Here is a 19,119-nt window from a genome sequence, read left to right as displayed (position 1 = left end):
TGCTAAATATAACATTTATTTAAAACAAAATATAGTTGCCATGGGGTAAATCTATTTATATAGAAACACAAATCAAAGTTATATGTTATAGTTTATAGTTTATGCAGCAGTTGGAATATTCAATCTTAATAATTCATAATCAACAATAAGCTTGTCCAACTCTTGGCTGCATGTTATTACATCAGGGTTAGTTAAATCTTTATTACAAATTAAAGAATATAGTAGGGTTCTCAAATATTCAATTTTTTTAATTAGATTTGCTAACTCCTTACTCATAGTAACACCTCCTAACAAAATAATTAATTTTTATTTATTGAAACATAAAAATGTAATAGTTATTGTATAATTCATCTTTTTTAACTTTCGTGGTGATTTTATTTTATCAAATTATACATAATATGTAAAACTGTTTTTGACGTCATATTGTTACAACTACTTACAAATACTGTAATAATATTACTGGAATATTATGGAAAAGACCTTTTAAATGCAAGCACATATCGATGCAAATGTTGAAAAAAGCCGACTGGTAAAATGTGTAAAATACGAAAAAAGTCAAAAAAATTAACATTATTGAAAAAATAATTTTGACTGTTTTTGAAAAACTGATATTATAATATATGGAACAAATAATATAAAATTTATACGGAGGTATCTTAATGTTTGATATTGATATATCTATGGACCTTGTAAGGGTAACCGAGGCGGCAGCACTTGAGTCTTCAAAATACATGGGAAGAGGAGACAAAATGGCAGCGGATCAGGCAGCGGTTGATGGAATGGAGAAAGCTTTTAAATTTATGCCTGTAAGAGGTACTGTAGTTATAGGAGAAGGAGAACTTGATGAAGCTCCTATGCTTTATATAGGTCAAAAGCTTGGTATTGGTGAAGAATACATGAAGGAAATGGACATAGCAGTAGATCCACTTGATGGAACAATTTTAATAGCAAAAGGACTTCCTAATGCTATTGCAGTAATAGCCATGGGACCTAAGGGAAGCTTGCTTCATGCGCCAGATATGTATATGAAAAAAATAGTAGTAGGACCTGGGGCTAAAGGCGCTATTGATATAAAGAAGTCTCCTAAGGAAAATATTTTAAGTGTAGCAAAGGCTTTAAGAAAAGATGTTTCTGAATTAACTATAATAGTGCAGGAAAGAGAAAGACATGATTACATAATTGAAGCTGCAAGAGAAGTTGGAGCAAGAGTTAAGCTTTTTGGAGAAGGCGACGTAGCAGCAGCACTTGCATGTGGATTTGAGGATACTGGTATTGATATACTTATGGGAACAGGTGGAGCACCTGAAGGAGTAATAGCTGCAGCGGCAATAAAATGTATGGGTGGAGAAATGCAGGCACAACTTGTACCACACACTCAAGAAGAAATAGATAGATGCAATAAAATGGGTATATCTGATGTAAACGGAGTTTTAGGAATTGATGACTTAGTTAAGAGTGATGATGTTTATTTTGCAGCAACAGCTATTACTGAATGTGATTTATTAAAAGGATTAGTTTACCAAAAGGATGAATTTGCAATTACACATTCTATTATTATGAGTTCAAAAACTGGTACAATTAGGTTTATAGAGGCAAAACATGACTTGAATAAAAGTAAATTAGTGATAGAATAAAATTGTGACAATTAATGTTATGAAAGGCGGTATTAATATGCCTGTAAATGTAGAAATGTTAATTAAAGACTTGGGATTAGAAGTTTTAGTTGAGGGAAAAAAAGATATTGAAATTAATTTAAGCGATATTAATAGACCGGGATTACAATTTTCTGGTTTTTACAGCTATTTTGCTAGTGAAAGAGTGCAAGTTGTTGGAAGAACTGAATGGAGCTTTTTAGATGCCATGAGGGTAGAATTAAGGCAAAAAAGACTTGGAAAATTTTTTGGATTTGAGATACCATGTACTGTAATAGCAAGAGGCTTAAATCCTCAACCAGAAATTGTACAAAGTGCAAAAGAACACAATAGATGGCTTTTAAGAACTAATATGCATACTACAAGGTTTGTAAGTAAAATTATGAGCTATCTTGATGAAAAATTAGCACCTGAAACCAGAATGCATGGGGTACTTGTTGAGATTTATGGTATTGGCATACTAATAACTGGTGAAAGTGGAATTGGTAAAAGTGAAACGGCCTTGGAGCTTATTAAAAGAGGTCATAGATTGGTTGCCGATGACGCTGTTGACATAAAGGAAATCGAAGGAATATTAAATGGAACATCTCCATATATAACATCTGGAATGCTAGAGGTAAGGGGAATGGGTATAATTGATGTCCCTGCACTTTATGGATTGAGTTCTGTTCTTTCTAACAAAACCATTGATCTTGTAATATACCTTGAACAATGGAAAGAAGGAAAGGACTATGACAGACTTGGAATTGAAAATGAGTACATAGAAATTTTAAATATTCCAGTTAGAAAAATGACATTGCCAATAAGACCTGGAAGAAATGTTGCGGTTATAATAGAAACAGCAGCAGTAAACTATAGATACAGCTTAAATACAAAAATAACACCTGTAGATACAATTAATAAAAGAATGGAAAATTTTCAAAATGGATTACATGAATAAATTAGAGCTTAGAAAAGCTATGATAGGTAAGAGAAAATTAATTGACGAAGCTAAGAGAAAATTAAAAGATAAAAATATATTTAATACTGTCATAGATTCTAAAGAATATAATGATGCAGAAAATATATTTATATATGTAAGCTATAACGATGAAGTGGACACTCATGAAATAATAAAGTATTCTCTAAAAGTTGGCAAGAAGATATTTGTGCCAAAAGTTATATCTAAAAAGCTCGGAATGGAAATTATAGAAATAAAAGATTTTTCTGAACTTAAGAAAAGTAACTATGGTATCTTGGAGCCAGAAACATCCAATTATGCAGAACCTTCAGTAGTAGAATTGGCACTAATTCCAGGGCTTGCCTTTGACAGAAATGGGGGAAGACTTGGTTATGGTGGTGGATTTTACGACATGTATTTAAAACTTTTAAATACCCATACCAATAAGGTTGGTTTGTGCTATGATGAACAGCTTGTAGATAGAGTGCCTATGGAGGAATTTGACGTTTTTATTGACAGTGTTATAACGAATTAAAGATATACCATTGTAAAACTTAAAATTTATTTGTACCATAATGCCGTCTTTTGGGCATTATGGTATAAATAAATTTTAATAGTTGAACTGGTATATCTATAAAACATATATGAGGAAGGTAATAAGATGGAAAAAGAAGCAAAAAAAGATCTTACTAAAAAGTATGAAAATGCATGGGAAAAGTATAACAAAAGCCAATTAGGTGAAGTTTTTGAACTTGGAGATAGATACAAAGATTTTATGTCTAGCTGCAAAACAGAAAGAGAATGTGTATCAGAATTTATTAAAATAGCAGAAACAAAAGGATATAAAAATATTGAAGATGTTATAAAAAATGGTGAAACTTTAAAAGCAGGAGATAAAGTATATGCTAATAATATGGGAAAAACTCTTGCTATGTTTATGATTGGTAAGGAAAAATTTGAAAGTGGAATGAAAATTTTGGGAGCTCATGTTGATTCTCCAAGATTAGATTTAAAACAAAACCCATTATACGAAGATACAGATTTAGCTATGTTTGAAACTCATTACTATGGTGGAATAAAAAAATATCAATGGGTTACATTGCCACTTGCTATTCATGGAGTTATAGTTAAAAAAGATGGAACAGTTGTAGATGTTGTAGTTGGAGAAGATGATAATGATCCAGTTTTTGGAGTTTCAGATTTACTTATCCACTTATCAGCAGACCAACTTCAAAAGAAGCTTTCTGTTGGAGTTGAAGGTGAAGACTTAAATATATTAGTTGGAAGTATTCCTGTAAAAGACAAGGATGAAAAAGCTAAAGTAAAAGCTAATATCTTAAATATATTAAATGAAAAGTATGATATTACTGAAGAAGACTTTGTTTCAGCAGAACTTGAAGTGGTACCAGCAGGAAAAGCTAGAGATTACGGTTTCGATAAGAGTATGATAATGGCTTATGGTCATGATGATAGAATTTGCTCTTACACTTCTTTTGAGGCTATGATAGATCTTAAAGAATGTGATAAAACATGTGTTACATTGCTTGTTGACAAAGAAGAAGTAGGAAGCATTGGTGCTACAGGAATGCAGTCAAAATTCTTTGAGAATACAGTTGCAGAAGTAATGAATTTATGTGGAGACTATAGTGAACTTAAGCTTAGAAGAACACTTACAAATTCGAAAATGTTATCCTCAGATGTTAGTGCTGCTTTTGATCCTAATTATCCATTAGTTATGGAAAAGAAGAATGCCGCATATTTTGGAAAGGGTATAGTATTTAACAAGTATACTGGTGCAAGAGGTAAATCAGGCTGCAACGATGCAAACCCTGAATTCATAGCAGAAATAAGAGGCTTATTAGACAAGCATGGAGTTTCATGGCAGACAGCTGAACTTGGAAAGGTTGACCAAGGAGGCGGCGGTACTATAGCATATATATTAGCTCAATATGATATGGAAGTTATAGACTGCGGAGTTGCTCTTTTAAATATGCATGCTCCATTTGAAATAGCAAGTAAAGCAGATATCTATGAAACTAAAAAAGGTTATTCTGCATTCTTAATCGGATAGGGTGAAGCAATAGTATTGCGTAACATTAAATAAAGGTCATAAATCTAAGAGGCTAATTATTAAAAAGCTAAGAAGTTTCAATAACTCGCTGAAAAAACGCTCAGACAAATTGAAACTTCTAAGCCTTTTAATAATTAGCCTCCAAGATTTATTGACCTTTATTTAAATTGTTACACAATACTATTACTTCACCTAAATAGTGAGTTTAAGGAAAAAATTCCTCCGTACCTACGGAATTTTAACGTAATAAATTAAATTATCTCAAGTTTAGATAGCAATTAAACTAATTCTTTTTTAGGAAGAATAAAAGAGCAAATGAAACATAATTTAGAGATAGAACAGGTCAAGTGGGTTAAAGCATCTGAAGTAGAAAAGTTTCATTTTGCAGCAATGAACTTTTAAAATTATTAGATTATTTCAATTCTAATATATAAGAGTTTATTCTTATATTGTTCAGAAATAACTAAATAAATGTAAAAACCTATGCTAAAACAAATGTTAAGCATAGGTTTTTGTTGCAAAAAATTCTGCGATTTTAAGTTTGTACATCTAAAGCAAAATCGTTATAGATATACCACTTCAAGTTTCAAGGTGGTTTATCTTTAGATGTACAACTTGAAACATCAAAATTGCGAATTCCAAGTTTATACTGAGAAAAATATAGCTATTTGTTAAAACGTTTTTTTATTAAATTCCTTTTAAATGCTTTTATTTTAGAAGTATCATGGTTTAAATGGTAAATGCCAAGTAATTCTAAGCCAATGCCAATTCCTAAGCCTAATCCTTGAATAAAATCTGGAAGTGGTACTGATAAATTTTTTAATAGTAGAACCATTGCAATAATGCATAGACCGATTTTCATAGATTTATTTATTTTTTTCAATGAAATCACCTCCGAAATATATAATAATATTTATTTCATAATTTTAGCTATTTAATGCATTTAAGAATTTTTGGATACCTTCCTCGTCTAAGTATATATCCCCAAGCCTTCCATGTTTTGTATCACTTTCGTCACCAGTATGAAAATCAGAGCCGGCAGTTATTATTTTATTATGTTTTTTAGCTATATCTATAAGTCGGTTTGTGTCTTTTTCAGTATTTGCTGGATAAATAGCTTCAATTCCATCAAAATCAAATTTTATAATTTCTTCTAAGGATGTATTTTTTATTAAAACTGGATGTGCCAAAACTACAGTTGCATTAACACTTTTGAGTAATTTTATACCTTCATCTATAGAAATCTTTTTATTAGGAACATAAGCTGGACTTTTGTCATTTAGAATATTTCTAAATATAAAATCAAAGGTATAATTATATCCGGATTCCATTATAGCTTTTGCAATATGGGGCCTAGCAATTACACCGTTGGAGTTTTTTAAAATAGTTTCATAGTCAATTTTTATTTTGAAAAACATATATAAATTATCAATAATTTTTTTTGCTCTCCATATTCTATATTCTTTCATATCTTTAAGAAAGTCCTGAAAGTTTTTATTTTTAAAAGAATCATCTTTAAAATAACCTAAAATATGTATGCTTTCTTTATTATGAAGCGTTGATAGTTCTATTCCAGGAATTACTTTTACATTTAAATCTAATCCAGTCTCAATGGCATCACCTAAATTATCAGTAGTATCATGATCGGTTATAGCTAAAATATCTATTCCTTTTTCCTTGGCAAGGCTTATTAGTTCCTTTGGTGAATATTTGCCATCCGATGCATTAGTGTGCATGTGAAAATCACCTTTACAGTACATAAAATCCCTCCTTCATCTTTATATTAAATTATATCCCATTATTGTATTTATATAAATACAATTTTTAGAGAAGAGTACAAAGTACAAAGTACAGAGTACAGATGACAGAGAAGGATGATTTTTCTACGCGAGCGTAGAAAAATCTTAAAACTTATTTTTTTATTGCTGCGCAATCGCGTAATATATGGGGCAGAGAGAAGCTGACAACATTAAGTTTAAGATTTACCTGAGAGAAGTTTATTAATATATAAAGTTTTATTGCACCGCTATTGAAAGTAATTCAGCTAAGTTAAAGAACCTACATGGGTACGCCCAAACCCCTAGTATGTGTATCATTCACTGTACTCTGCCCGTTATCGTGGAATAGCGTATTCACATAAATTATAAAGATTGCAGGAAGCTGGGATGTTAGATATATTTAGATAGTCTTTTTCAAAGTCTCCGTCCCAAGGATATATTGAGATATAGTCTTTATTAAATACATCAATTACGTATTTTGCATTTGAAAAGGAATAGAACATTCTATAAAGTGGTTTTGATGGCAGATTAGTTGGCTTCTTTATAAAATTATTCTTGGATAGCTTGTTCAAAAAATCCATAGTTTGATTTATTTCATCCAAGGTTAAATCGTGATTTTTATAATAGGAAGTATCAATTAAGGAGGCCTTTACGTTTTTTTCAGTGTGAAAACTTTTTAGTAAACAATTAGTATAGTAAAAGGCACAAGGTTTAGTTTTATGTAACAAATCGATGCTAGTGCAACCAGTTGTAAATAAGCATGTAATAATTAAAGTAGCTGCTAATAACTTCTTTAATAACTTCATTAATATCACCCAATTCAAAATAATAATATCCTTATAAAATATTCAATTTAAAAAATTATATTACAGAAAAATTGAGTAAACTACAGAGTACAGATGACAGAGTACTCTGTCATCTGTTATCTGTATAGGGTTCTGGATGAATAACTATATAAGAGTCTGGAAAGGTTTGTTTAATTTGCTCTTCTATTGCTGAACAAATATTGTGAGTTTTAGTTAAGGAATCCGTATCTACAATTTGAAGATGAATGTCTATTTCCCTTGTATTTCCGCATTTTCTTGTTCTAAGCCTATGATATCCGTTCACATTTGGGTAAGCATTTAATATATTAGTAATCTTAGCTATTTCTTCTTTATCTAAGCTGCTGTCAACTAAATCCTTCATGGATTTTTTTATCAAATCTACTGAAGTTTTGATTATTAATATTGCTACTATTAAAGCAGTTAGTGAGTCTAATATCTTTATATGTGTTATTTTTAGTAATATTAAGCCTCCGAAAACGCCTAAGGATGTAAAGACATCAGTTAATAAATGTGCTGCATCTGCTTCGAGGGCAAGTGAATTTGTCTTCTTTGCTGATTTAAACAAAGTCATAGATATAAAGAAATTAATTAAAGAAGATATAAGCATTATATAGATTCCTGAATCAATATTTTCAACGGTGCCATTAGAAAATAGTTTTTTTGCTGCTTCATAAATTATAAGTACTGCGGCTAAAAGAATTAGCAAAGCTTCAACAAAGCCAGAAACATTTTCATATTTTCCATGACCAAATGGATGTTCTTCATCTTCTTTTTTTGAAGATTTTTTTATTGAAATAAAGGCTATAATACTAGCTATAAGGTCAATTGAAGAATGAACACCTTCAGATATTACGCTAATTGAATTCATGGCAATGCCAGCAGACAATTTGAACACAATAAGAGTAGTGTTAGACAGTATAGATAATATTGCAGCATTTTTTTTATTCATTGTATTTCTCTCCAATCATATTAATCAATTGATAAAACTATTAAAACAAGTATATAGTAAAAAACCTTAAAAATCAATATGTTATAGTGAAAAAATTTCAAAAAAATTACAATAATCATTATCAATTGATAACACAAATAGCTTTCAACTGTTAGTGATTATTTGTATCATTAAAATAATTCTGCAAATATTATTTCAAAAAAAAATGTTTTAATATATAATAAAAGTCATAAGTAAGGAAAAATTATCATAATGGACTTATTTATAATATATGATTTAGTACCAAAAATGTTATAAAGATATGGATGTGATTTAGTTGAAAGGTAGCAATAAACATAAGGCAACCGTGATATTAGTTTTTTTTGCAATTGGTTATTTTATTAGCAGTGCTTTTAAGAATAACTTTATCGGTGGATTAATTTCAAGCATGTGTGGTGCTGCACTTATTGGAGGACTTGCAGATTGGTTTGGCGTTACAGCAATTTTTAAAAAACCAATGGGAATTAATTGGCCGCGTAAAATATTTAGGACTGATATACTTAGAAATAGTAAGAATAAATTTATTTTCACTATAAGAGATATGGTTCAAAATGATTTGCTAAATAAGGATAAAATCAATGAAAAAATAAGAAACCATGATTTTTATTCTTTAATATGGGATGTACCAGAACTTAAAGATGAAGTGAAATTTAATAGTATGTTAGATACAGTAAAAAGTGAAATAGAGAAAAACGTTAATATAAAAGAAAGTATAACAAAAATTAATGAAAATTATATTGATAATGATAAATACATAGCTTTTATTGAAAAAATTTTAAAACGTTCTATAGGAACTACATATTATAATAAAGTTTTGAATTATGCTGCTGATGAAGCTATAAACGTTATAGAATCTGATTTGTTTTCAGGTTTTATGGAGGAAGTTTTGGAAGAGGTTATAGCCAAGTATAAAGAAGAAAAAGGTGGAGAAGGATTTGGAGATAAACTTTTATATAGCTTTGCTTTAAATCCTCAATTGCTTTCGGATTCTATTCATGATAGAACAATAAAATATTTAAACAAAATTAAATTTGAAGAAAGCAACGAAAGAATAGAACTTAATGAAATAATAAAAGGCTCTGCAAACTACATAAAGGATAATGAAAAAATAAGAAATGTGCTAATAAGCTTAAAAGATAATTTAATAAGTAATTCGGATTTATTTCTTGAGCAAATTGATTATGAAAAAGTATATATTAGTTTTAAAAATTATGTAACAGAGCAAAAGGTTAAGTTACAGGAAAATGAGGAAGTTAAAGAAAGTGTAAATAAGTTTATAAAAAAAGTGCTTATGGACTTTGTTAACAGCAAGCATGATGAAATAGGAAACTTAGTTGAGGAAAGTTTAAATAAGTATGATGAGGATGAAATAATTAAATTGGCTGAGGATAAGGCTGGCGATGATCTTCAAATAATAAGGATAAATGGTTCGCTTGTTGGTGGCATGGTTGGAATTGTTATATTTTTAGTTTCGTATTTTATTTAAAATTAGGATAAAATTTTCAAAATGAGGCGGTAGTAAGAATGAATTATAAAAATAAAGCAAATATAACACTGCTTATTGTGACTTTGGGTTTTGCAATTTCTTTGCTAGTGAAATATATTTTTGGAAAGGGTTTTTGCACCGAGTTTTTTGTATTTATAATGGAAGCAGCTTTAGTTGGTGGTATAGCTGATTGGTTCGCGATAACAGCAATATATGAAAAACCTTTTGGAATATCATATCATACAGAAATTGTTCCAAGGAACAGAGAAAAAATAATAGAGGGCATAGCTAAATTTGTTGAGAATAATCTTTTGAGTTTAGAATCCCTGCAAGATAGAATTGGAAAAGCTGATTTGGGGCATAAAATTATTTCAGTAGTTAATAATAAAAAAACTTTAGTGTATGATAAAATATTTCAGTTTATAGATTATGTAGTTTCCAATGTTGATGAAGATAAGCTTAAGTCGGCTATTTTTGAAATAAGAGAAAAATATATTTATAATTATGAAATTACAGATAAAATTCAAAGCATATCAAGGGATGCTTATGAAAATCAAAATAAAGAAGTTTTAGATTTTCTTATTAATACATCAATTTCTGTACTTCAAACAGATAAGGCGGAGGAGTATATATACAAAACAATATCCAAGGTAAAAAAAGAAAAAACAGGTGGATTTTTATCTAAAATAGGTTTGGCAATGCTCGGAAAAAGCGAAGATGATGTTGTAGATGCAGGCTTACTTACCCAATGTTTTAAGGAAAAAGCACTTTTGAAATTGGTGACATTAATGGATGAAGAAAATTATTATAGAAAGAAAATTGATATTTCAATAAGAAGATACATAGATAATATTTCTGATTATAGATATGACATAGAAGAGGTTAAAAAGTACTTGTGTAAGGATGATAACATTCAAAAATTAACTGAAAAATTATATTCAAGCTGTACTGTAAAATGTAACGATGAAGAAAAGGAAACCTCAATCATAACAGCAGCTATATTCGAAATATTAAAATATGCTTTTGATAATATGTTAGAGGATGAAAAATTTATATTAAAAATAGAAAAAGGTATTGAAAAGGTAATAACAGAAATAATTCAAAGTAAGCATTATTTTATAGGTAAAATGATAAGGGAAACTTTAAATGAATTTGATGATAAAAAGCTTAATGCATTTATTGATGATAAAGTAGGGGACGACTTGCAGTGGATAAGAATAAATGGTTCTGTAGTAGGAGGCTTTGTAGGAGCGATTTTATTTATATTGATGTATTTTGTCTATGATCCAATTTTGGCGCCGGCCATTAGAGGAATATTTAGTTAAGAAAATTATTGTGAACCAAAGTGTAGTGCAAAATCAAATAACCGCTAATCGGTGTAGCAAAATGATGTTAGTGAATAGCATTTCAAAATCTTAAATAAAATTAATAAAACTAAGCGAAAAATTTTTTAATACTTAAGAGCTTTAGATAACTCGCAAAAAGCTGCTCAAACAATCTAAATCGCTAAAGCCTTAAAGAATTTTTCGCTAAGTTTTATACAATTTTACTTAAAATATTTTTTCAATGCTATTCCCTAACATCATTTTTTTCTACACCGATTAGCGGTTATTTGATTAATTCACTGCATCTTTATTTCACAATATAATTATTTCTAACTCAATACGATAAGTTCAATGATTTGCGTAATAAATAGTTGTTTCTACACTATTGAGGTGGTGAGAATAAACTAGTTTATCACAAAATATTATAATTGTAATGATTGAACATTCAAGACAAACGTATTGAGAAACTATCAAAATAGCATCATTTTTAATGTACCTACCCAATGTTATTTGATTTTGTAATACATCTTAGTTCGCAGTGTTTTCGTATTGTAATTTATAAAGGTTATAGTACAAATTTCCTTTAGCTAATAATTCTTCATGAGTTCCTGTTTCACGTATAACCCCTTTATTAAGAACTATTATCTTATCTGAATTTTTAATAGTTGAAAGTCTATGGGCTACCATTATGGTAGTTCTATTTTTAGTTATTTTTTTAAGAGCATCTTGTATTAAAACCTCTGTATCGGTGTCTATATTTGAAGTTGCTTCATCTAGTACAAGAATTGGAGGATTAAAGGCAATTGCTCTTGCGAAAGCTATTAGCTGTCTTTCACCATTTGAGAAGGTTGAGCCTCTTTCTGTTACATATGAATTATATTTGTAAGGGAGTTTTTCTATAAAACTATCGGCATTTACATATTTACAAGCTTGTACTATTTCTTCATCGCTTATAAGTGAATTACTAAGCCTTATATTGCTCTTAATATCACCTGTAAATAAAAATACGTCTTGAAGTACCGATGCTATATTTTTTCGAAGTTCATATTTATCTAAGCATTTTATATTTATGCCATCAACTAATATTTCACCTTTTTGTACGTCATATAATCTGCTTATAAGACTTATTATAGAGGTTTTACCGGCTCCTGTTGCACCGACAAATGCAACTTTTTCGCCAGGATTTATAGTGAAACTAACATTTTTTAGTACCCAATTTTCTTCGTCATAAGCAAACCATACATTTTTAAATTCTATTTTACCGTTGAATTTATCTATTTTTTTTGGTTCTGTAGTATTAGGTATTATGTCGTAATTATCAAGTAGTGTAAAAACTCTTTCTGAAGATGCCATAGCAGATTGAATAATATCATATTTTTCTGCCAAATCAAATATTGGTTGAAAAAACTGCGTTAGGTAACTTACAAAGGCATAAAGTATACCAAAATGCATTTCGCCCATTATTACATTTAAACCACCAAACCATAATATTCCTGAAAGGGCAAGAGAAGATAGAAAATCAATGGCTGGTCTAAATACTGCAAAAGCTGTAATTTGGTTTAAAGAAACCTTTAAGTATGAACTGTTTATATCGTCAAATTCCTTGAATTTTTTATCCTCTTTATTAAATATTTGCACTGTTTTTATACCAGATATATTTTCAGATAGAGAAGAATTGATTTTTGCTAAATTTTCTCTAACTTTACGGTAAGCTTTTCTGTCAAACTTTTTAAATATAAGAGATATTATAATTATAAAAGGAACGCTTATAAGCGCTATTAGTGCAAGTTTAACATTTAATAAAAACATTACAACAATTAATCCAGTAAGTAAAAAGGCATCTTGAATTATATTAACCAAAGCACTTGTATACATATCATTTATTCCTTCTATATCATTAGTTACCCTAGTTACAAGTCTACCAACCGGATTTTTATCAAAAAATGAAAGTGATAAGTTTTCAATATGTTTAAACAATATTTCACGCATATTAAAGACTATTTTTTGACCGACATACTCCAAAATGTAGGTTTGAAGGAAATTTAGTATAAATAGTGTTATACAAATAATTAAAATGTATAGAGCAGTAAGTTTAACACCTTTTAAATCATTCTTCCTAAGTAGTTTAAGTTCACTTGAGGTTAATTTGTAAATATTGTATTTGGTATTATTTTGAGATACACTATATTGGCTTAAAGTATATACTTTAGTGTGATCTATTTTACCATCTACAAGGTAATAGTCTTTTCCTTTATTTATAATTGAAGCAGGGATACCATTAGCATTTGAACCTTCAATTACAAATTTGCCATTAACCTTAACGCTTTCAGGCACTTCTGTAGAAAGTATTGTATAGTTTCTTTTAAATCCATTTATATCATTATCTATTGTATTTTTTATAAGATATGGTCTAGATAAATTTAAAATAGTTCCCGCTAATATCATTAAAATAACCATAAAAATATGAATTTTAAATGGCTTCGTAAATTTTAAAAGGCGTTTTGTTAATTTTAAATCATGAGTAGATTTTATAGAATCGTTATTATAATCATGCTTCATCTATATCACCTTCTTTGGCTATTTTATCTTCTAAGGATTGTTTTTCATATATTTCCCTATAAAGTCCTGGTTTTTTTATTAAAGTTTCATGTGTACCTATATCAGTGATGCTTCCATTATCCATAACAGCTATTATATCTGAATTTTTTAAAGCTGATATTCTATGAGATATTATAATTGAAGTCTTATTTTTCATTGCTTTTTTTAGATTTTCTAGAATTTTAACTTCAGTTTTTGCGTCTACAGCTGAAAGGCAATCATCAAAAATTAAAATTTCGGGATTTTTAATTAAGGCCCTAGAGATTGATATTCTTTGCTTTTGCCCACCAGATAGAGAAACTCCTCTTTCGCCTACTAAGGTATTAAATTTATCTGGAAAATCTATTATATTGTCATAAACATCAGAAGCTTTAGCACTTGAAATTATATCATCCATGTTTAAAGTTTCATTGGCTAAGTTAATATTTTCTGAAATTGAATTTGAAAATAAAAAGGCTTCCTGAGTAACGACACCTATATTTTCTCTTAGAAAACTTAAGGGTATTTTATTTATGTCTGTGTTGTTTATAAAAATATGATTATCATCTACATTGTATAATCTTAAAAGTAAATTTATTAAAGTTGTTTTTCCGCTTCCAGTTTTGCCGAGGATACCAAGAGTTTGTCCACACTTTATATTTAAGTTTATATTATTAAGAGCATTAACATTGGAACCTGAATAATTAAAGCTTAAATTTTTTATTACAATATCACCGTTAAGAGAACTTAAGTTTTCAGTTCCTTTGTCATAAATGATTGGTTCAATATTTAATACGTTCTCTATTCTTTCAAGTGAAGCAAAACCTCTTTGAATAGTGTTTATAACGCCGCCGATTGCCATCATTGGCCATACTAGATTGCTTAAATACATGTTAAATGAAATAAAATCACCTAATGAGATATAGCCATCAATTACGAATACACCACCTATACCAACTAAAACTACAAAGCTCAAGGAAGATATAAATTCAATAAGTGGTGAAAAGAAGCTGGATAATTTTACGTAGGACATATTTGTTTTTAAGTTTTTTTCGTTCTTATTTGTGAAGTTTTCAAATTCTTTTTTTTCTTGAACATAGGATTTTATAACTCTTATGCCAGAAAATGATTCTTGGACTACATCTGTTAGATTTGAAAAAGATTTTTGAACTTTTAAAAACTTTCTATATATTTTTTTACCAAAAATAAAAGATGAAAGAGCTATAAGTGGAAGAGGGATGAGTGAAAATAAGGTTAATCGTACATTTATTGACAGCATAATGCAAATTGTAAGAATGGATAAAAAGGAAGAGTCTGTGATCATAACAATTCCAAATCCAAGAGCCATTCTTACAGCATTTAAATCGTTAGTTGCAAGTGACATAAGATCTCCAGTTTTATTTTTGGAATAGAAATCTTGAGAAAGCTTTTGAATGTGTTTAAAAAATTTATTTCGTATATCATATTCAATATATTTTGAAGTCCCTATAATAAACATTCTCCACATAAATCTGCTTATAGACATTAGAAGGTATATTAATATTATGCATAATATAGTTTTTAGTAGAAAGCTTGTATTTGATTTACCGTTTGAAATATTATCAGTTATAATTCCTATGAGTTTTGGTGGTATGATTTGCAATATATCAACTAGTATTAGAAAAATCATTCCTAAAATATATCTATTTTTATATTTACGAGTATATTTAAATAGAGCTTTTAATTTTGACAAATGTATCACTCCTTTAAGCTAGAGTACAGAGTACAGATGACAGAGTACAGTTAATGTTGATTTACCTTTTCTTACGTCAGGTAAATCTTAAACTTATATGTTGTCAGCTTCGCTGAACAACATCAATGTCTCGATTGCGTAAGCAATCAAAAATAAGTTTTAAGATTTTCTGTAGCAAAGCGAAGAAAATCATCCTTCACTGTACTTTGTACTCTGTCAACTGTACTCTGAATAAAGGGTTCGTAATATTTTAAATTTGTGTACAAAATAATTTTGTGTGACAGTCTCTTAAAAATTGTTTTTTATTTCTTCTAACGATGATGTGGCTTCATCCCTTGATAAATCTCCATTTTTAAGTTCGTCGTCAGTTTTATTTAAAAGATCTTCATAAAATTTTATAGCTTCAGCTTTATAGGTTTCTTTGTCGTTAGTGTTATTAAGTAATTGAAAAATACAGTCTTCGGCAGTAGCGTAATTACCAGTAAAACCAAAGTATTGGGCTACTTTAAATGAATCTCTATCTTCAATTTCATACTCGGTTAAGGTTTCAACAATTTCATCGGCAAATTCTTTGTAATTGTGTATATCACAATCTAAGTTTTGGAAGAAGACTACAAATATTAAAGTAAAAGCTCTTTCGTATCTATAAAAAGCTGCTTGAGCATCACCGTTTTTTTCAAAATATTTTCCTTCTTCAAAAATTAATTTTGCAGCAATAGTAAGTTTGTTTGCGTCTAAAAGCATATTTGTTCTTAGAAGTTTTATAAGATCAACTTTTGAAATAACATTTGCAAAGTTTGAACTGATTCCGAGAAAACTTTTAAAAGCTTCATTAATTTCAGGAAGAGTATTCATTTGCTTACTATCTAAATCATGAATTTTATCAAGTAAGGAAGTAAATCTTTCAGCTATTTTTTTGCTATGATTGTCTTTTATCAATTGAAACACCTCATTATTAAGTAATATAGTATATATTGTAAGTTTATATTGCGTATATTGCAATGGTAAAGTTAAATTAAACAATAAAAAATACTTAAAGTTGTGTTATAATAATAAAGTTAAAATAAGCAAATAAGTTAATAATATAAATATTAAATTTTAAGGAGAGTAGTGAGAGATGGAAAGACTACTTATATTAGATGGAAACAGTCTTATGAATAGAGCGTTTTATGCGCTTCCTCCGTTAACAAATGCGGAAAAACTTCATACTAATGCTATATATGGTTTTACTACAATGCTTTTGAAAATGAAAGAGGAGATAAAACCTGATTATGTGGTTACTACTTTTGATAGAAAAGCACCTACTTTTAGACATAAGGAGTATGAGGATTATAAAGCAGGAAGAAAAAAAATGCCACCTGAACTTGCAGAGCAGTTTCCTGTTGTAAAAGAACTTTTAAGCAAACTTGCAATAAACATATTTGAAATAGATGGATTTGAAGCAGATGATCTTATAGGAACGTTAGCAACTTTTGCAAAGAGCAAGAATATAGAAGTTTACATAGTAACTGGAGATAAAGATGCACTTCAACTTGCAGATGATAATGTAAAAATAGTCATAAATAAAAAAGGAATGACTGAAAAAGAAATATATGATAAAAAGAGAATGATAGAAGAGTTTGGAGTTACACCTACGCAGTTTATAGATGTAAAAGGGCTTATGGGTGATAAATCTGATAATATTCCAGGGGTTCAAGGTATAGGACCAAAAACTGCATTTAAATTGATACAGGATTATGGAAGCGTTGAAGAAGTTTTGAAGAATATAGAAAATATAAATGGTAAAAAGGTTAAAGAAAATCTTGAAAGAGATGCGGAAAAAGCTATATTTAGTAAAAAACTAGCAACTATTATGACAAACGTCCCTGTTGAAATTGATTTAGATGCAATTAGATCAAAAGAGGAATTTGATTCTAGTGCAGTAAGAGAAATTTTCTTGAAACTTCAATTTAAAACTCTTTTAGATAAAATACCAGAGGTGGCAGAAGAAAGAGTCAATCATTCTCTTGAAGTAAATTATACTACAATTGAAGATTTAGCTGAATTTGAAAAAGCTATTTCAAGAATTAATGAAGAAGTTTATATAATTTCAGATATTGAGGGAAGTAATGTTTATTCACAATGCAATTTAAATAAACTTTACTTAAGCTCTGATTCGGATTATATTATAAATGTAAGTAATATGCTTGAAAAAGATGAGATTGGAACTAAAGAAGCACTAAAAAAAATATTTGAAGCAGATAATATAAAAAAAGTTATGAATGATGCTAAAATGACATACACAGTGCTTAGAAAAATGGGAATAGATTTTAAAAATCTTGCTTTTGATACAGCAATTGCTGACTACCTTATAAATCCATCGCAGAAAGAATACAATTTAACTGATATGGCACTAGAATTTTTGAATTTAAATTTAGATGGAGAAGCAGATGAACTTAGAGTAAAGGAAGTACACGTATTAAAGAAAATTTATGAAGAACTTAAAAAGAGACTTAAAAATTTAAATATGGAAGAACTTTTTTATAATGTGGAACTTCCTCTTGTGGGAGTATTATCCGCAATGGAGTACGAAGGATTTAAAATTGATAGTGAAAAGCTTGAGGAAATTGGAAAAAAGGTTAGTGAACAAATTCAAAAAACTCAAGATGAAATATTTGAAATGTCAGGGGAAGAATTCAATATAAGTTCGCCAAAACAGCTTGGCAAGATATTATTTGAAAAACTAGATTTGCCTGTTATAAAGAAAACTAAAACAGGATACTCCACAAATGCTGAGGTTTTAGAAAAACTTTTAGATAAGCATCCTATAGTAGAAAAAATAATGTATTATAGGCAAGTTACAAAACTATATTCTACTTATGTTGAAGGCTTAAAGCAGGTTGTAGATAAAGATAATAAAATACATTCAAGTTTTAATCAAACTGTTACAACAACAGGAAGGCTTTCAAGTACTGAACCTAATCTTCAAAATATACCTATAAAAAGTGAAATGGGAAGGGAAATAAGGAAAGCTTTTGTACCTGAAAATAATGATAGTGTAATACTTTCTGCCGATTATTCACAGATTGAGCTTAGGGTACTAGCACATATAGCAGATGATGAGAATTTGATAAATGCATTTAAACATCATAGTGATATTCATACAAAAACTGCATCTGAAGTATTTAAAGTTCCTATTGATGAAGTTACACCAAGGATGAGAAGTAATGCAAAGGCTGTTAATTTTGGAATTGTTTATGGAATAAGTGATTTTAGCTTAGCACAAGATTTAAAAATATCTAAAAAAGAAGCTAAAAGCTACATTGATACTTATTTTGAAAGATATCCAAACGTAAAGAAGTATTTAAAGGATATTGTAGAGCAAGGACAGAAGGATACTTTTGTAAGTACTATAATGAATAGAATTAGGTATATTCCAGAAATAAATGCATCTAATAAAATGGTTAAAAGCTTTGGAGAAAGGCTTGCAATGAATACACCAATACAAGGAAGTGCGGCAGATCTTATAAAACTTGCAATGGTGAATGTATATAAAAGATTAAATTCTTTAAAATTAAAAAGCAAACTTATTCTTCAGGTTCATGATGAATTAATACTTAATGTCTATAAAGATGAACTTAATGAAGTTGAAGAGATTGTAAAAAACGAAATGGAAAAAGTTAAGGAATTAAAAGTGCCTCTTGAAGTTGACATAAATGTTGGTGACACATGGTATGAAGCTAAATAAATATTTGGTGGTGAGA

At 29.0% G+C, this 19,119-nt stretch carries 15 protein-coding genes; 7 read left to right on the top strand and 8 right to left on the bottom strand.

Annotated features, from left to right (window positions below; all coding sequences use genetic code 11):
• Nucleotides 1-99: 99 nt before the first annotated feature.
• Nucleotides 100-276 carry an aspartyl-phosphate phosphatase Spo0E family protein gene (locus CUEA01_RS10060; protein ID WP_234121502.1) on the bottom strand — a complete coding sequence of 59 codons (177 nt, stop codon included), beginning with the start codon at nt 274-276 and terminating at the stop codon, nt 100-102.
• A gap of 383 nt (nt 277-659) precedes the next feature.
• On the opposite strand from CUEA01_RS10060, the gene glpX reads away from it, so the two are divergent.
• The 4 genes from glpX to CUEA01_RS10040 all read left to right on the top strand — a co-directional run bounded on the left by glpX (nt 660) and on the right by CUEA01_RS10040 (nt 4,663).
• The gene (glpX, locus tag CUEA01_RS10055; protein ID WP_234121501.1) at nt 660-1,634 is read left to right on the top strand and encodes a class II fructose-bisphosphatase; all 975 of its coding nucleotides are present in this window, start codon (nt 660-662) and stop codon (nt 1,632-1,634) included.
• Between the two features lie 37 nt (nt 1,635-1,671).
• The gene (gene hprK / locus CUEA01_RS10050) at nt 1,672-2,592 is read left to right on the top strand and encodes an HPr(Ser) kinase/phosphatase (RefSeq protein ID WP_234122164.1); all 921 of its coding nucleotides are present in this window, start codon (nt 1,672-1,674) and stop codon (nt 2,590-2,592) included.
• On the top strand, nt 2,585-3,127 hold the full coding sequence (locus tag CUEA01_RS10045; protein WP_234121500.1) for a 5-formyltetrahydrofolate cyclo-ligase: 543 nt from the start codon (nt 2,585-2,587) through the stop codon (nt 3,125-3,127). The genes hprK and CUEA01_RS10045 overlap by 8 nt, the downstream gene beginning before the upstream one ends.
• Before the next feature lie 126 nt (nt 3,128-3,253).
• Complete coding sequence (locus CUEA01_RS10040; protein WP_234121499.1) at nt 3,254-4,663, top strand: aminopeptidase; 1,410 nt, start codon at nt 3,254-3,256, stop codon at nt 4,661-4,663.
• Nucleotides 4,664-5,327: 664 nt separating this feature from the next.
• On the opposite strand, the gene CUEA01_RS10035 is transcribed toward CUEA01_RS10040, so the two are convergent.
• From CUEA01_RS10035 to CUEA01_RS10020, 4 genes are all read right to left on the bottom strand, one after another.
• On the bottom strand, nt 5,328-5,546 hold the full coding sequence (locus CUEA01_RS10035) for a hypothetical protein (protein ID WP_234121498.1): 219 nt from the start codon (nt 5,544-5,546) through the stop codon (nt 5,328-5,330).
• A 43-nt stretch (nt 5,547-5,589) separates the two neighbouring features.
• The gene (locus tag CUEA01_RS10030) at nt 5,590-6,423 is read right to left on the bottom strand and encodes a PHP domain-containing protein (protein WP_234121497.1); all 834 of its coding nucleotides are present in this window, start codon (nt 6,421-6,423) and stop codon (nt 5,590-5,592) included.
• A gap of 353 nt (nt 6,424-6,776) precedes the next feature.
• The gene (locus CUEA01_RS10025) at nt 6,777-7,247 is read right to left on the bottom strand and encodes a DUF4883 family protein (RefSeq protein WP_234121496.1); all 471 of its coding nucleotides are present in this window, start codon (nt 7,245-7,247) and stop codon (nt 6,777-6,779) included.
• A gap of 109 nt (nt 7,248-7,356) precedes the next feature.
• Nucleotides 7,357-8,217, bottom strand: coding sequence for a cation diffusion facilitator family transporter (locus CUEA01_RS10020; protein WP_234121495.1), 861 nt, complete (start codon nt 8,215-8,217; stop codon nt 7,357-7,359).
• 316 nt (nt 8,218-8,533) lie between these two features.
• Between CUEA01_RS10020 and CUEA01_RS10015 the strand changes: the two genes are divergently transcribed.
• Complete coding sequence (locus CUEA01_RS10015) at nt 8,534-9,742, top strand: DUF445 family protein (RefSeq protein WP_234121494.1); 1,209 nt, start codon at nt 8,534-8,536, stop codon at nt 9,740-9,742.
• Nucleotides 9,743-9,780: 38 nt separating this feature from the next.
• A complete protein-coding gene (locus CUEA01_RS10010; protein WP_234121493.1) occupies nt 9,781-11,067 on the top strand; it encodes a DUF445 family protein in 1,287 nt (428 codons plus the stop codon).
• A gap of 528 nt (nt 11,068-11,595) precedes the next feature.
• Here the strand turns inward: CUEA01_RS10010 and CUEA01_RS10005 are convergent.
• The 3 genes from CUEA01_RS10005 to CUEA01_RS09995 all read right to left on the bottom strand — a co-directional run bounded on the left by CUEA01_RS10005 (nt 11,596) and on the right by CUEA01_RS09995 (nt 16,315).
• The gene (locus tag CUEA01_RS10005) at nt 11,596-13,626 is read right to left on the bottom strand and encodes an ABC transporter ATP-binding protein (protein WP_234121492.1); all 2,031 of its coding nucleotides are present in this window, start codon (nt 13,624-13,626) and stop codon (nt 11,596-11,598) included.
• Nucleotides 13,616-15,376 carry an ABC transporter ATP-binding protein gene (locus CUEA01_RS10000; RefSeq protein WP_234121491.1) on the bottom strand — a complete coding sequence of 587 codons (1,761 nt, stop codon included), beginning with the start codon at nt 15,374-15,376 and terminating at the stop codon, nt 13,616-13,618. The genes CUEA01_RS10005 and CUEA01_RS10000 overlap by 11 nt, the downstream gene beginning before the upstream one ends.
• A gap of 288 nt (nt 15,377-15,664) precedes the next feature.
• Entirely contained in the window at nt 15,665-16,315 is a 651-nt protein-coding gene (locus tag CUEA01_RS09995; protein ID WP_234121490.1) for a DUF6483 family protein, read from the bottom strand.
• A 178-nt stretch (nt 16,316-16,493) separates the two neighbouring features.
• Between CUEA01_RS09995 and polA the strand changes: the two genes are divergently transcribed.
• Complete coding sequence (gene polA, locus CUEA01_RS09990) at nt 16,494-19,103, top strand: DNA polymerase I (protein ID WP_234121489.1); 2,610 nt, start codon at nt 16,494-16,496, stop codon at nt 19,101-19,103.
• Nucleotides 19,104-19,119: the final 16 nt, after the last annotated feature.

This window comes from Clostridium hydrogenum (genome assembly GCF_021432385.1).
Taxonomy (GTDB): domain Bacteria; phylum Bacillota; class Clostridia; order Clostridiales; family Clostridiaceae; genus Clostridium_S; species Clostridium_S hydrogenum.
Note: the sequence above shows the minus strand (reverse complement) of the source record. Positions and strands in the feature narration are given on the sequence as shown.

What these genes read in the sequence shown, in the direction of transcription:
- CUEA01_RS10060 (WP_234121502.1), bottom strand. Translation starts at nt 276, where the DNA reads ATGAGTAAGGAGTTAGCAAATCTAATTAAAAAAATTGAATATTTGAGA.
- glpX (WP_234121501.1), top strand. Translation starts at nt 660, where the DNA reads ATGTTTGATATTGATATATCTATGGACCTTGTAAGGGTAACCGAGGCG.
- hprK (WP_234122164.1), top strand. Translation starts at nt 1,672, where the DNA reads ATGCCTGTAAATGTAGAAATGTTAATTAAAGACTTGGGATTAGAAGTT.
- CUEA01_RS10045 (WP_234121500.1), top strand. Translation starts at nt 2,585, where the DNA reads ATGAATAAATTAGAGCTTAGAAAAGCTATGATAGGTAAGAGAAAATTA.
- CUEA01_RS10040 (WP_234121499.1), top strand. Translation starts at nt 3,254, where the DNA reads ATGGAAAAAGAAGCAAAAAAAGATCTTACTAAAAAGTATGAAAATGCA.
- CUEA01_RS10030 (WP_234121497.1), bottom strand. Translation starts at nt 6,423, where the DNA reads ATGTACTGTAAAGGTGATTTTCACATGCACACTAATGCATCGGATGGC.
- CUEA01_RS10025 (WP_234121496.1), bottom strand. Translation starts at nt 7,247, where the DNA reads ATGAAGTTATTAAAGAAGTTATTAGCAGCTACTTTAATTATTACATGC.
- CUEA01_RS10020 (WP_234121495.1), bottom strand. Translation starts at nt 8,217, where the DNA reads ATGAATAAAAAAAATGCTGCAATATTATCTATACTGTCTAACACTACT.
- CUEA01_RS10010 (WP_234121493.1), top strand. Translation starts at nt 9,781, where the DNA reads ATGAATTATAAAAATAAAGCAAATATAACACTGCTTATTGTGACTTTG.
- CUEA01_RS10005 (WP_234121492.1), bottom strand. Translation starts at nt 13,626, where the DNA reads ATGAAGCATGATTATAATAACGATTCTATAAAATCTACTCATGATTTA.
- polA (WP_234121489.1), top strand. Translation starts at nt 16,494, where the DNA reads ATGGAAAGACTACTTATATTAGATGGAAACAGTCTTATGAATAGAGCG.